We start from the raw sequence: 13,566 nt of genomic DNA, 5'->3' as shown, positions 1-13,566 counted from the left end.
TTAACCATTGAGAAACTACGTGGTATAATAGACTTATGAGTCTTAAAGTCAAACAAAAAATTCCATTAAAAATCAAGCGCATGGGGATTAACGGGGAAGGTATCGGATTTTATCAGAAAACCCTCGTTTTTGTCCCAGGAGCTCTCAAGGGTGAAGATATCTATTGTCAGGTGACTTCTGTTAAGCGTAACTACGTTGAGGCAAAACTGCTTGAGGTCAATAAAAAATCTAAGTTTAGAGTGGTTCCAGACTGTACTATTTATAATGAGTGTGGTGGCTGTCAGATCATGCATCTACATTATGATAAGCAGCTGGAGTTCAAGACAGATCTTCTCCATCAAGCTCTAAAGAAATTTGCCCCTGCTGGCTATGAAAACTTTGAGATTAGACCAACTATTGGCATGCAGAAACCAAAATATTATCGAGCTAAACTACAATTCCAAACTCGAAAGTTTAAGGGCCAGGTCAAGGCAGGATTATATGCTCAAAATTCCCATTATTTGGTCGAGTTAAAAGACTGCCTGGTTCAAGATAAGGAGACACAAGCAATTGCTAATCGCATTGCTGAACTCTTGACCTATCATCAAATTCCGATTACAGATGAACGGAAAATTCTGGGTGTTCGGACCATCATGGTTCGTCGCGCACGGAAAACTGGGCAAGTTCAGATTATCATTGTGACTAATCGCCAATTGAACCTGATTCAATTTGTGAAAGATTTAGTCAAGGATTATCCTGAAGTAGTGACTGTCGCAGTCAATACCAATACCGCTAAAACTAGTGAGATTTATGGGGACAAGACAGAGATTATTTGGGGACAGGATAGTATTCGTGAGGGTGTATTAAACTATGAGTTTTCTCTCTCACCACGAGCTTTTTACCAACTCAATCCTGAACAGACTGAAATTCTCTATAGTGAAGCCGTTAAGGCCTTGGACGTAAATGAGAATGACCATCTGATTGATGCCTATTGTGGTGTTGGAACCATTGGTTTTGCCTTTGCCAAAAAAGTTAAAAGTCTGAGGGGGATGGATATTATTCCAGAAGCTATCGAGGATGCTAAGGCAAATGCCCAGCGTATGGGGTATAGTAATACCCACTATGAGGCAGGTACAGCAGAAGAAATCATCCCTCGTTGGTACAAGGAAGGCTATCGTGCCAATGCCTTGATTGTAGACCCGCCTCGTACCGGTTTAGATGATAAGCTCTTGGATACCATCGTCAAATACGCTCCTGAAAAGATGGTCTATGTTTCCTGCAATGTATCTACCTTGGCGCGTGATTTAGTCCGTTTGGTAGAGGTCTATGACCTGCATTATATCCAGTCCGTTGATATGTTTCCGCATACGGCTAGGACGGAAGCAGTGGTCAAATTGACCAAGCGCGAATCATCTTCTAAATAGAAAAGATGACTGGAAAGTATTTGAAAAGAAGACTTCTAGTTACAGAGTAAGATTTGCAAGCTCCCTCTATTTATGATAAAATAAGTAGAAAATAAAATGAAAAAAGAGGTATGTGAAATGTCACGTAAACCATTTATCGCTGGTAACTGGAAAATGAACAAAAACCCAGAAGAAGCAAAAGCATTCGTTGAAGCTGTAGCATCAAAACTTCCTTCATCAGACCTTGTTGAAGCAGGTATCGCAGCTCCTGCAGTTGACTTGACAACTGTTCTTGCTGCTGCTAAGGGTTCAAACCTTAAAGTTGCTGCTCAAAACTGCTACTTTGAAAATGCAGGTGCTTTCACAGGTGAAACTAGCCCACAAGTTTTGAAAGAAATCGGTACTGACTACGTTGTTATCGGTCACTCAGAACGTCGTGACTACTTCCACGAAACAGACGAAGACATCAACAAAAAAGCAAAAGCAATCTTTGCGAACGGTATGCTTCCAATCATCTGTTGTGGTGAGTCACTTGAAACTTATGAAGCTGGTAAAGCAGCAGAATTCGTAGGTGCTCAAGTTTCAGCTGCTCTTGCTGGATTGACTGCAGAACAAGTAGCTTCAACAGTTATCGCTTATGAGCCAATCTGGGCTATCGGTACTGGTAAATCTGCTTCACAAGACGACGCACAAAAAATGTGTAAAGTTGTTCGTGACGTTGTAGCTGCTGACTTCGGTCAAGAAGTAGCTGACAAAGTACGTGTTCAATACGGTGGTTCAGTTAAACCTGAAAACGTTGCTGAATACATGGCTTGTCCAGACGTTGACGGAGCTCTTGTAGGTGGTGCATCACTTGATCCAGAAAGCTTCTTGGCATTGCTTGACTTTGTAAAATAAGCCTCAAATATCTGAGACAGACAGTTTCCTCTCTTGAGGTTAAGACTGCCTGTCTTCTTTTTGGTAAAATGGCGTGCGAAAGCACGCTCTTTTCTGCATTTTAGAAGAAAAAGAAAGGAGAATTATGCTTTATATTTGGTCTTATCTCAAACGCTATCCCAAGTGGTTAGTGTTAGACTTTCTCGGGGCAATTTTCTTTGTCATTGTCAATCTAGGTTTACCAACAGTTTTGGCCCGCATGATTGACCAGGGAATCAACCAAGGTGATCAGGATAAACTCTATTTTTGGGCCATCATCATGTTGGTTATTATCGTCTTGGGAACATGTGGGCGGATTGTTCTAGCCTACGCTGCTAGTAAACTGACCACCAATATGGTTAAGGACATGCGAAATGATGTCTATGCTAAATTACAAGAGTATTCTCATCATGAGTATGAACAAATTGGAGTATCCTCACTAGTTACTCGTATTACCAGTGATGCCTTTGTCCTCATGCAGTTTGCAGAACAGACGCTTAAGTTGGGTGTTATCACTCCCATGATGATGCTGTCGAGTATTCTCATGATTTTCTTGACGAGTCCTTCACTAGCCTGGATTGTCGCTTTTTCCGTACCTTTTCTAGCTGTTGTTGTCATTTATGTGGCGGTAAAAACGCGCCCCTTATCTGAAAAGCAACAGAAAACACTGGATAAGATTAACCAGTATGTACGTGAAAATTTGATGGGTTTGCGAGTGATTCGTGCCTTTGCTCGTGAAGACTTTCAAGAAAAACGTTTTGAAGAGAAAAATGCAATTTATGCGGATAATTCCAATCGCTTGTTCAAATTGACTGGTTTGACAGAGCCTCTCTTTGTGCAAATTATTATCGCTATGATTGTGGCTATCGTTTGGTTTGCCCTTGATCCACTGAAGCATGGAAATTTGCAGATTGGGGATTTGGTGGCCTTTATCGAGTATAGTTTCCACGCTCTCTTGTCCTTCCTCTTCTTGTCAAACCTCTTTACCATGTATCCACGTACTGCTGTATCTAGTGAACGTTTGAAGGAAATCATGGACATGCCCATTTCCATTGATCCAAATGAGGATGGAATTCAAGAAACAGAAACTCATGGATATCTAGAATTTGATAATGTGACATTTGCCTATCCTGGGGAAACAGAAAGCCCTGTCTTACATAACATTTCCTTTACTGCTAAACCGGGAGAAACCATTGCTTTTATCGGTTCGACTGGGTCAGGTAAGTCTACTCTGGTTCAATTGATTCCTCGTTTCTACGATGTTACGCTAGGTAAAATAAAGGTCGATGGTGTTGATGTTCGGGATTACCGTCTCAAATCACTCCGTCAGAAGATTGGATTTATTCCACAAAAGGCCTTGCTTTTTACTGGGACTATCGCAGACAATCTCCGTTACGGGAAAGAGGATGCCAGTCATGAGGACTTGCACCAGGCAGCTGATGTGGCCCAAGCCAAAGACTTTATCGAAAGTCGAGAAGAAGGTTTTGCGACGCATCTAGCTGAAGGGGGAAGCAATCTATCAGGTGGTCAGAAACAACGTTTGTCGATTGCTCGAGCAGTCATCAAGGGTCCAGATATCTATATCTTTGATGATTCTTTCTCAGCCTTGGACTACCGTACAGATGCTATCTTGCGCCGTCGTCTCAAGGAAGTGACTCAAGATGCAACAGTATTGATTGTTGCGCAACGTGTTGGAACCATTATGGATGCGGACCAGATTATCGTCCTTGATAAGGGCGAAATCGTTGGTCGTGGACGTCATGAAGAATTGATGGAGACTAATGATATCTATCGAGAAATTGCTGAGTCGCAGCTGAAAAATGCGTCTCTAACAGAAGAATAGGAGGTAAAGGATGAAACAACAATCTAGTCTAGCTCGTCTATGGAGCTATTTGAAAGCCTACCGTTTTTCTGTTTTCTTTGCAGTCTTCTTGAAAATAGTCAGCGTCATTATGAGTGTTATCGAGCCATTCGTATTGGGGCTTGCTATCACTGAGTTAACCAGCAACCTCCTTGCCATGGCAAATGGTGTTGCAGGAGCAGGTATTAATACCCCTTATATCGCAATGATTCTGGTTATCTATCTCTTGCGTGGTCTTCTCTATGAGTTGGGGTCATATTATTCAAACTACTTTATGACCAATGCGGTGCAGTCCATGATACAGGATTTGCGAAATGAAATGAGCGAAAAAATCAATCGCATCTCTGTGTCCTACTTTGACAAACACCAGTTTGGAGATTTGTTAGGTCGTTTTACCAGTGATGTTGAAACTGTTTCAAACGCTCTTCAACAATCCTTCCTACAGATTGTCAATGCAGTCTTTACCATTCTTTTTGTTATGGGAATGGTCCTCTATCTAAATCTTCAGTTGGCTATTGTTGTCATCTTGTCGATTCCAGTGACTTACTTTGGGGCTAAAACCATTCTAAATCGCTCCCAACCATACTTTAAACAGCAAGCAGCTATTCTGGGACAAATGAATGGATTTGTACAGGAAAGCTTGACTGGTTTCAATGTTCTTAAACTTTTCGGACGTGAAGAGAAATCTCAAGAGGGATTTGAAAAGATTACGGATGAATTGCAACAAATTGGATTCAAGGCTAGCTTCATTTCAGGTTTGATGATGCCTGCCTTACACATTGTATCTGACTTAACTTATTTGATAGTCGCTGTCCTAGGAGGATTGCAGGTTATTGCAGGACGCTTAACGATTGGTAATATGCAAGCTTTCGTTCAGTATGTGTGGCAGGTCAGTCAACCAATCCAAAATATTACTCAATTAGCGGGACAAATGCAAAGTGCTAAATCTTCGCTTGACCGTGTCTTTGAAGTTTTGGATGAACAGGAAGAAGTTCAAACTGCTAAAGTAAAAGAACTGCCACCATTAACAGGACAGGTTAGCTTCAAGAATGTTGATTTCCAATATGTAGAAAACAAACCATTGATTCGCAATTTCAATCTGGATGTTGAACCAGGAGAGATGGTAGCTATCGTTGGACCTACTGGGGCAGGTAAAACAACCTTAATTAACCTTCTCATGCGTTTTTATGATGTAACTGCTGGAGCTATTTTAGTGGACGGTCAAGATATTCGTGACCTGTCTCGTCAGGACTATCGTCGCCAGTTTGGTATGGTCTTACAGGATGCCTGGCTCTATGAAGGCAGTATCAAGGAAAATCTTCGATTTGGGAACCTTGAAGCAACAGATGAGGAAATCGTTGAAGCAGCTAAGGCTGCCAATGTAGACCACTTTATCCGCACTCTTCCTGGGGGCTATAACATGGAGATGAACCAAGAGTCAAGTAATATTTCTCTTGGTCAGAAACAGCTTTTAACCATTGCGCGTGCCCTCTTAGCCAATCCAAAAATTCTAATCCTTGATGAAGCGACATCATCAGTTGACACCCGTTTAGAACTCTTGATTCAAAAGGCCATGAAGCGTTTGATGAAGGGAAGAACAAGCTTTGTCATTGCTCACCGTCTTTCGACAATTCAGGAAGCTGATAAGATTTTGGTACTTAAAGATGGACAGATAATTGAACAGGGAAATCATGAAAGCCTCTTGGCTGCAAAAGGATTTTATTATGACCTTTATCAAAGCCAATTCTCTCGGAAAGATACTGAAAATAACTAAAAAGATATCTGCTCATTTTCTTAAATTATCAGTCTATTACAACTTTTTTAATATGGGTTAATTTTCTTGCTTTTGTCTACTAGGTGTAGTATACTGAGATAGTAATCAATAAATATGGTTGCAAAAATAATATTATGAGGTGAGAAAAATGGTAGAATTGAAAAAAGATGCATTAAAAGATGTAGCAACATTATCTAAACCAGCGGCAGAAGCGCTAGTAAATACAAAGGAAGTTTTGAATCAAGCAGTAGCAGATTTGTATGTAGCCCATATTGCTCTACATCAAGTACACTGGTACATGCGTGGACGTGGTTTTATGGTATGGCATCCTAAGATGGATGAATACATGGATAGCCTTGATGGTTACCTAGATGAAATCAGCGAACGCTTGATTACACTCGGTGGTAAACCTTACTCTACTTTGACAGAATTCCTTCAACACAGTGAAATCGAAGAAGGTGTTGGAGAGTTCCGTAACGTAGAAGAAAGCTTGGAACGTGTCCTTGAAATTTATCGTTACCTCATCAATCTGTTCCAAAAAGCATTGGATGTTACTGATGAAGAAGGTGATGATGTAACCAATGATATCTTCGTTGGTGCTAAGGCAGACCTTGAAAAAACTGTCTGGATGCTTGCAGCAGAATTAGGACAAGCACCTGGTTTGTAAGATACTCTATTTTGTCAAAAATCCGTAGAAACTTTCTACGGATTTTTTCTATTTCGGAGGGCATTCCAAAACAGTCTTTTTTCAAGATTTTTGATAAAATAGAACTATCAATGAAAAGGATGAAAGCATGACAAAGAAAATTGTAGCCATTTGGGCTCAAGATGAAAAGGGTGTAATCGGAAAAGATGACCGTCTTCCTTGGCATTTGCCAGCAGAGTTAAAACATTTTAAAGAAACAACCTTGAATCATGCCATCTTAATGGGTCGTGTAACCTTTGATGGAATGGGACGACGTTTACTTCCAGGGCGTGAAACCTTGATTCTGACGCGGAATCCCGAAGAAACAATCGATGGGGCTCAGGTTTTCCAAAATGTTGAGGATGTTTTAGACTGGTATCATCATCAGGATAAAAATCTGTACATCCTTGGTGGCAAGCAGATTTTTCAGCTTTTTGAAACCTATCTGGATGAGATTATTGTGACACAAATTCATGCTCAAGTTGAAGGGGATACCTATTTCCCAGAAGATTTTGACTTGACTGCTTTTGAGACCGTTACAAGTAAATCTTATAGCAAAGATGAAAAAAATGCCTATGATTTTACCATCGAATATAGAAAGAGAAAGGAAGTCTAATGGAGCGCAGTATTTTTGGATTTTTTACAGCTCTTTTGTGTGCTGTCTGTCTAGTAGCTGGAACACACGCTTTTCGTAAAAAGCGCTTTGGACTTGCTACTCTACTTTGGCTTAATGCCTTTACAAACTTGGTAAATAGCATTCATGCTTTTTATATGACCTTATTTTAGAGAGAATGAATAATTAGAACGGAAGGGAATCATGCCTACAAATAGGAAAAATGATATGATGGTTTATTGCTCATTTTGTGGCAAAAGCCAAGAAGAAGTTAAAAAAATAATCGCTGGGAACAACGCTTTTATCTGTAATGAGTGTGTGGAGTTGGCCCAAGAAATCATTCGTGAGGAGTTGGCAGAGGAAGTCCTAGCAGACTTGTCTGAAGTACCAAAACCAATCGAACTCTTAAACATCTTGAACCACTATGTGATTGGTCAAGATCGTGCTAAACGTGCTTTGGCAGTGGCTGTATATAACCACTACAAACGTATCAATTTCCATGATACTCGTGAAGAGTCAGAAGATGTGGATTTGCAAAAATCAAATATTTTGATGATTGGCCCAACTGGTTCAGGGAAGACTTTCCTTGCTCAAACACTTGCTAGAAGTTTGAATGTACCTTTTGCCATTGCAGATGCAACAGCTCTTACTGAGGCTGGTTATGTTGGTGAGGACGTGGAAAATATTCTCCTCAAACTCTTGCAGGCAGCTGACTTTAACATCGAACGTGCAGAACGTGGAATAATCTATGTAGATGAGATTGACAAAATTGCCAAGAAGAGCGAGAACGTGTCTATCACACGTGATGTTTCTGGTGAAGGGGTACAACAAGCCCTCCTCAAAATTATCGAAGGAACTGTAGCCAGCGTACCACCTCAAGGTGGACGCAAACATCCACAACAAGAAATGATTCAAGTGGATACAAAAAATATCCTCTTTATCGTGGGTGGTGCCTTCGATGGCATCGAAGAGATTGTCAAACAGCGTCTGGGTGAAAAAGTGATTGGTTTCGGACAAAACAACAAGGCTATTGACGAAAATAGTTCTTACATGCAAGAAATCATCGCAGAAGATATTCAAAAATTCGGTATTATTCCTGAGTTGATTGGACGCTTGCCTGTCTTTGCAGCCTTGGAGCAGTTGACTGTAGATGATTTGGTTCGCATCTTGAAGGAACCAAGAAATGCTTTGGTTAAACAATACCAGACCTTGCTTTCTTATGATGATGTGGAGCTTGAATTTGACGACGAAGCTCTCCAAGAAATTGCAAACAAAGCCATCGAACGTAAAACGGGTGCGCGTGGTCTTCGCTCAATTATCGAAGAAACCATGCTAGATGTTATGTTTGAGGTTCCAAGTCAAGAAAATGTGAAAACTGTTCGTATCACAAAAGAAGCAGTTGACGGAACGGCTAAGCCAATTCTAGAGACAGCCTAGAGGTGACTATGGAAATCAATACACACAATGCTGAGATTTTGCTGAGTGCAGCCAACAAGTCCCACTATCCAGAGGATGAACTTCCTGAGATTGCTCTGGCAGGTCGCTCAAATGTGGGGAAATCAAGCTTTATCAACACCATGCTCAATCGTAAGAATCTAGCTCGTACTTCTGGAAAACCAGGAAAAACACAACTACTCAATTTCTTTAATATTGATGACAAGATGCGTTTTGTGGATGTGCCTGGTTATGGTTATGCCCGTGTTTCCAAAAAGGAACGTGAAAAATGGGGTCGTATGATTGAGGAGTACTTGACTACTCGAGAAAATCTTCGAGCGGTTGTTAGTCTCGTTGACCTTCGTCATGATCCGACGGCAGATGATGTGCAGATGTACGAATTCCTTAAATATTACGAAATTCCTGTCATCATTGTGGCGACCAAGGCAGACAAGATTCCGCGTGGGAAATGGAATAAGCACGAATCAGCTATTAAAAAGAAATTAAACTTTGATCCAAGTGATGATTTTATCCTCTTTTCATCCGTAACAAAAGCAGGAATGGATCAAGCTTGGGATGCTATTTTAGAAAAATTATGAGGAATACATATGGCAAAAACAATTCATACAGATAAAGCTCCAAAAGCAATCGGACCTTACGTTCAAGGAAAAATCGTTGGCAACCTTTTGTTCGCTAGCGGTCAAGTACCTCTATCTCCTGAAACTGGAGAAATCGTAGGAGAAACAATCCAAGAACAGACAGAACAAGTCTTGAAAAACATTGGAGCTATTTTAGCAGAAGCAGGTACAGATTTTGACCATGTTGTTAAAACAACTTGTTTCTTGAGTGATATGAACGACTTTGTACCTTTTAATGAGGTATACCAAACAGCCTTTAACAAGGAATTTCCAGCTCGTTCAGCTGTGGAAGTAGCTCGTCTTCCTCGCGATGTAAAAGTCGAAATTGAAGTCATCGCAGAGATTGGATAAGCTAGTAGAAGTTTGGTTCTTCCAAACTTCTTTTGATATAAGGAGACTATGATGACAAAGAAACAACTTCACCTGGTGATTGTGACAGGGATGAGTGGTGCAGGGAAAACGGTAGCCATTCAGTCCTTTGAAGATTTAGGATATTTTACCATTGATAATATGCCGCCTGCTCTCTTGCCAAAGTTTTTGCAGTTGGTCGAGACCAAGGATGATGACCACAAGTTAGCTTTAGTGGTTGATATGCGTAGTCGTTCTTTCTTTTCAGAGATTCAGGCTGTCTTGGATGAGTTGGAAAACCAAGATGATTTGGACTTCAAGATCCTCTTTTTGGATGCGGCAGATAAGGAATTGGTGGCACGCTATAAGGAAACTAGAAGAAGTCACCCTCTAGCAGCAGATGGTCGTATCTTGGACGGTATCAAGTTGGAACGCGAACTCTTGGCTCCATTAAAAAATATGAGCCAAAATGTGGTTGACACAACAGAGTTAACTCCTCGTGAACTTCGTAAGACTATTGCAGAGCAATTTTCAGACCAAGAACAAACGCAGTCCTTCCGTATCGAGGTCATGTCTTTCGGGTTTAAATACGGAATTCCAATTGATGCTGATTTGGTATTTGATGTTCGCTTTTTACCAAACCCTTACTATCTGCCAGAACTTCGTAATCAGACAGGTGAAGACCAGGCAGTTTATGACTATGTGATGAATCATGAAGAATCTGAAGATTTCTACCGTCATTTGTTAGCCTTGGTTGAACCAATCCTACCAGGCTATAAAAAAGAAGGCAAATCTGTCTTAACGATTGCGATTGGTTGTACTGGTGGACAGCATAGAAGTGTTGCTTTTGCCAAGCGTTTAGCAAATGACCTATCTAAAAGTTGGTCTGTAAATGAAAGTCATCGTGATAAAGACCGAAGAAAGGAAACGGTAAACCGTTCATGAGAAAACCCAAAATTACGGTGATCGGTGGAGGAACCGGAATCCCTGTTATTTTAAATAGTTTACGGGAAAAGGATGTCGAAATTGCAGCCATTGTAACCGTTGCTGATGATGGAGGTTCTTCAGGAGAGCTTCGTAAAAACATTCAACAGTTGACACCTCCAGGAGATTTACGTAATGTCCTTGTGGCCATGTCAGATATGCCAAAATTCTATGAAAAGGTCTTTCAATACCGTTTTTCTGAGGATGCAGGTGCTTTTGCTGGTCATCCATTAGGAAACATTATCATAGCTGGATTATCTGAAATGCAGGGTTCGACCTATAATGCCATGCAATTGCTGAGTAAATTCTTCCATACTACAGGGAAGATTTTCCCATCAAGTGACCATCCTTTGACGCTCCATGCTGTCTTTAAAGATGGATCAGAAGTTGCTGGGGAAAGTCACATTGCAGATCATCCAGGTATGATTGACCATGTCTATGTTACCAATACTCTGGATGATGAAAAACCACAGGCAAGTCGCAGAGTAGTCAATACCATTCTCGAGAGTGATATGATTGTTTTGGGACCAGGTTCCCTCTTTACATCGATTTTGCCCAATATTGTCATTGAGGAGATTGGACAGGCACTTCTTGAGACCAAGGCAGAAATTGCCTATGTCTGCAACATCATGACCCAGCGAGGAGAGACAGAACATTTCTCAGATAGTGATCACGTAGAAGTCTTACATCGTCATTTGGGCCGTCCATTTATCGATACCGTTCTTGTTAATATTGAAAAGGTTCCGAGAGATTATATGGATACCAACCGTTTTGATGAATATTTGGTGCAGGTTGAGCATGATTTTGATGGTTTGCGCAAACAAGTACCTCGTGTCATTTCATCAAACTTCCTACGTTTGGAAAATGGTGGAGCCTTCCATGATGGAGATCTAATCGTGGACGAGTTGATGCGAATTATACAGGTGAGAAAATGAGTTTCACAGTAGCAGTAAAAGAAGAAATCCTAGGTCAGCACCATCTGAGTCGCTATGAGTTATCAGCTATTATCAAGATGTCTGGTAGTGTAGGTTTATCTAGCTCTGGTTTGACATTATCCGTCATTACAGAAAACGCTAAGTTAGCTCGTCACCTCTATGAATCTTTCCTGCACTTCTATGGTATTAAGTCGGAGATTCGTCATCATCAGAGAAGTAATCTTCGGAAAAATCGTGTTTATACCGTGTTTACTGATGAGCGAGTTCAAGAACTTTTAGCGGATTTGCGTTTGGCTGATTCTTTCTTTGGTCTAGAAACTGGGATTGATCCAGATATTTTAGGAGATGAGGAAGCTGGACGTGCTTACCTTTGTGGAGCCTTTTTGGCAAATGGGAGTATTCGGGATCCTGAGTCAGGAAAGTATCAGTTAGAAATTAGTTCCGTCTATGTGGACCATGCGCAAGGGATTGCTTCGCTATTGCAGCAGTTCTTGTTAGATGCTAAGGTTATCGAACGAAAAAAGGGAGCAGTAACCTATCTCCAAAGAGCAGAAGATATAATGGATTTCCTGATTTTGGTGGGAGCCATGCAGGCGCGTGATACTTTTGAAGGGGTCAAGATTCTCCGAGAAACTCGAAATGATCTCAATCGTGCTAATAATGCAGAGACAGCTAATATTGCACGTACGGTTTCTGCAAGCATGAAAACCATTAACAATATCAGTAAAATCATGGATACTGTTGGTCTAGATAGTCTACCAGTCGATTTGCAGGAAGTAGCACATCTGCGTATCCAGCATCCAGACTATTCTATTCAACAATTGGCTGACAGTTTGACAAATCCACTCACCAAAAGTGGTGTCAATCATAGATTGCGAAAGATAAATAAAATTGCAGATGAACTTTAAAACCACGAATCAAAGGATTCGTGGTTTTTTCTTATAGACTAGTAGAGTGTTTTGGTTGTACTTTTTGCTCTGGGTCAATGTAGTTAATGGCATTATTGACAGCAGTTGGTGCTTCACCAAGACCTGTCGCAATCAAGTCAATCTTACCTTCGTAGTAGCAACAGTCACCGATGGCGTAAATTCCTTCTTGACTTGATTCTTGCTTGCTATTGACGATAATCTTATGACGATTCAGTTCTAATCCCCAATTTTTAAGATTACCGACAGAAGATTTGAAACCATAGTTGACAAAGAGGTGGTCGAGTTCAATGGTTTCAGTCTCATCGGATTTGACTTTTGTAATTTCAAGCTTATCTAAAGTTTTTCCATCTCCAAGGAGTTGACTTGGCACAAATGGTGTTTTGATACTTACAGATGATTCTTTTAGGGCTTGTACACTATGTTCAAGGGCACGGAAGTTATCTCTACGGTGAACAAGTGTAGTAGGGGCAATCTTTTCAAAAGCTAAGGCCCAGTCCACAGCAGAATCTCCACCACCCAGAATAGTTACTTTCTGACCAGCATATTGTTGAATGTTAGAAACGTGATAGTGGATATTTTCATAACCTTCAACGCCTTCTAATTCAAGTGGACGAGGTTTAAAGGCGCCACCACCCATAGCTATAATGACAGCTTTGGAAGTATGAGTGCCTTTAGTAGTTGTAATCTTAAAAACACCATCTTCTTTTTCAATCTCGAGAACGGTTTCGTTGAGGTGAAAAGGTGTCTCGAATCCTTCGAGTTGTTCCAAGAGACGGTTAGTCAATTCTTCCCCTGTAAGGTTTGGGAAACCTGGCACATCGAGAATTTGTTTTTCAGGATAAAGGATAGCAGGTTGACCACCTAGTTGTGGGAGAGAATCAATGATTTGTACTTTAGCTTGACGAAGGTGAGCGTAAAAGGCTGCGAAAAGACCAACAGGTCCACCACCTACAATGGTGATATCATATAGTTCAGACATGGCTTCTCCTTAATTCATTTCTGTCTTTTTATTCTATCATATTTTCTACCAATTTAAAATCAAGTAGGGGGAGAAAATTTTCATAGAAA

Annotated in this window: 14 protein-coding genes; 13 read left to right on the top strand and 1 reads right to left on the bottom strand. The window is 40.7% G+C overall.

Annotated elements, in window-relative coordinates; translation table 11 throughout:
* Positions 1–35: 35 nt before the first annotated feature.
* The 13 genes from rlmD (at position 36) to whiA (ending at position 12,477) form a co-directional block, all read left to right on the top strand.
* A complete protein-coding gene (rlmD, locus tag ACXYSN_RS04180) occupies positions 36–1,403 on the top strand; it encodes a 23S rRNA (uracil(1939)-C(5))-methyltransferase RlmD (protein WP_458636261.1) in 1,368 nt (455 codons plus the stop codon).
* Between the two features lie 117 nt (positions 1,404–1,520).
* A complete protein-coding gene (tpiA, locus tag ACXYSN_RS04175; RefSeq protein WP_006150433.1) occupies positions 1,521–2,279 on the top strand; it encodes a triose-phosphate isomerase in 759 nt (252 codons plus the stop codon).
* Between the two features lie 124 nt (positions 2,280–2,403).
* Positions 2,404–4,140: an ABC transporter ATP-binding protein gene (locus ACXYSN_RS04170; protein WP_458636260.1), complete on the top strand. Its 1,737-nt coding sequence runs from the start codon at positions 2,404–2,406 to the stop codon at positions 4,138–4,140.
* Positions 4,141–4,150: 10 nt separating this feature from the next.
* Complete coding sequence (locus ACXYSN_RS04165; protein WP_458636259.1) at positions 4,151–5,932, top strand: ABC transporter ATP-binding protein; 1,782 nt, start codon at positions 4,151–4,153, stop codon at positions 5,930–5,932.
* Between the two features lie 148 nt (positions 5,933–6,080).
* Entirely contained in the window at positions 6,081–6,599 is a 519-nt protein-coding gene (locus tag ACXYSN_RS04160) for a Dps family protein (protein WP_303943439.1), read from the top strand.
* Positions 6,600–6,726: 127 nt separating this feature from the next.
* Positions 6,727–7,233 (top strand): dihydrofolate reductase, encoded by a 507-nt coding sequence (locus ACXYSN_RS04155; RefSeq protein WP_458636258.1) that lies wholly within the window; start codon positions 6,727–6,729, stop codon positions 7,231–7,233.
* Positions 7,233–7,403 (top strand): hypothetical protein, encoded by a 171-nt coding sequence (locus ACXYSN_RS04150; RefSeq protein WP_000442255.1) that lies wholly within the window; start codon positions 7,233–7,235, stop codon positions 7,401–7,403. The genes ACXYSN_RS04155 and ACXYSN_RS04150 overlap by 1 nt, the downstream gene beginning before the upstream one ends.
* 31 nt (positions 7,404–7,434) lie before the next feature.
* Positions 7,435–8,667 carry an ATP-dependent Clp protease ATP-binding subunit ClpX gene (gene clpX / locus ACXYSN_RS04145; protein ID WP_006145154.1) on the top strand — a complete coding sequence of 411 codons (1,233 nt, stop codon included), beginning with the start codon at positions 7,435–7,437 and terminating at the stop codon, positions 8,665–8,667.
* 8 nt (positions 8,668–8,675) lie between these two features.
* Entirely contained in the window at positions 8,676–9,263 is a 588-nt protein-coding gene (gene yihA / locus ACXYSN_RS04140; protein ID WP_006150399.1) for a ribosome biogenesis GTP-binding protein YihA/YsxC, read from the top strand.
* Between the two features lie 9 nt (positions 9,264–9,272).
* On the top strand, positions 9,273–9,653 hold the full coding sequence (locus ACXYSN_RS04135; protein WP_001140424.1) for a RidA family protein: 381 nt from the start codon (positions 9,273–9,275) through the stop codon (positions 9,651–9,653).
* Positions 9,654–9,704: 51 nt separating this feature from the next.
* Positions 9,705–10,595, top strand: a complete 891-nt coding sequence (gene rapZ / locus ACXYSN_RS04130) for an RNase adapter RapZ (protein WP_458636257.1) — start codon at positions 9,705–9,707, stop codon at positions 10,593–10,595.
* On the top strand, positions 10,592–11,569 hold the full coding sequence (locus ACXYSN_RS04125) for a YvcK family protein (RefSeq protein WP_458636256.1): 978 nt from the start codon (positions 10,592–10,594) through the stop codon (positions 11,567–11,569). The genes rapZ and ACXYSN_RS04125 overlap by 4 nt, the downstream gene beginning before the upstream one ends.
* Entirely contained in the window at positions 11,566–12,477 is a 912-nt protein-coding gene (whiA, locus tag ACXYSN_RS04120; protein WP_006150403.1) for a DNA-binding protein WhiA, read from the top strand. The genes ACXYSN_RS04125 and whiA overlap by 4 nt, the downstream gene beginning before the upstream one ends.
* A 31-nt stretch (positions 12,478–12,508) precedes the next feature.
* Here whiA and ACXYSN_RS04115 read toward each other — a convergent pair whose 3' ends face one another.
* On the bottom strand, positions 12,509–13,477 hold the full coding sequence (locus tag ACXYSN_RS04115; RefSeq protein ID WP_006154695.1) for an NAD(P)/FAD-dependent oxidoreductase: 969 nt from the start codon (positions 13,475–13,477) through the stop codon (positions 12,509–12,511).
* Positions 13,478–13,566 lie beyond the last annotated feature (89 nt).

This window comes from Streptococcus sp. V869 (assembly GCF_054353515.1).
The sequence above is the reverse complement of the archived record's forward strand: the minus strand, read 5'-3'. Positions and strand labels throughout refer to the sequence as shown.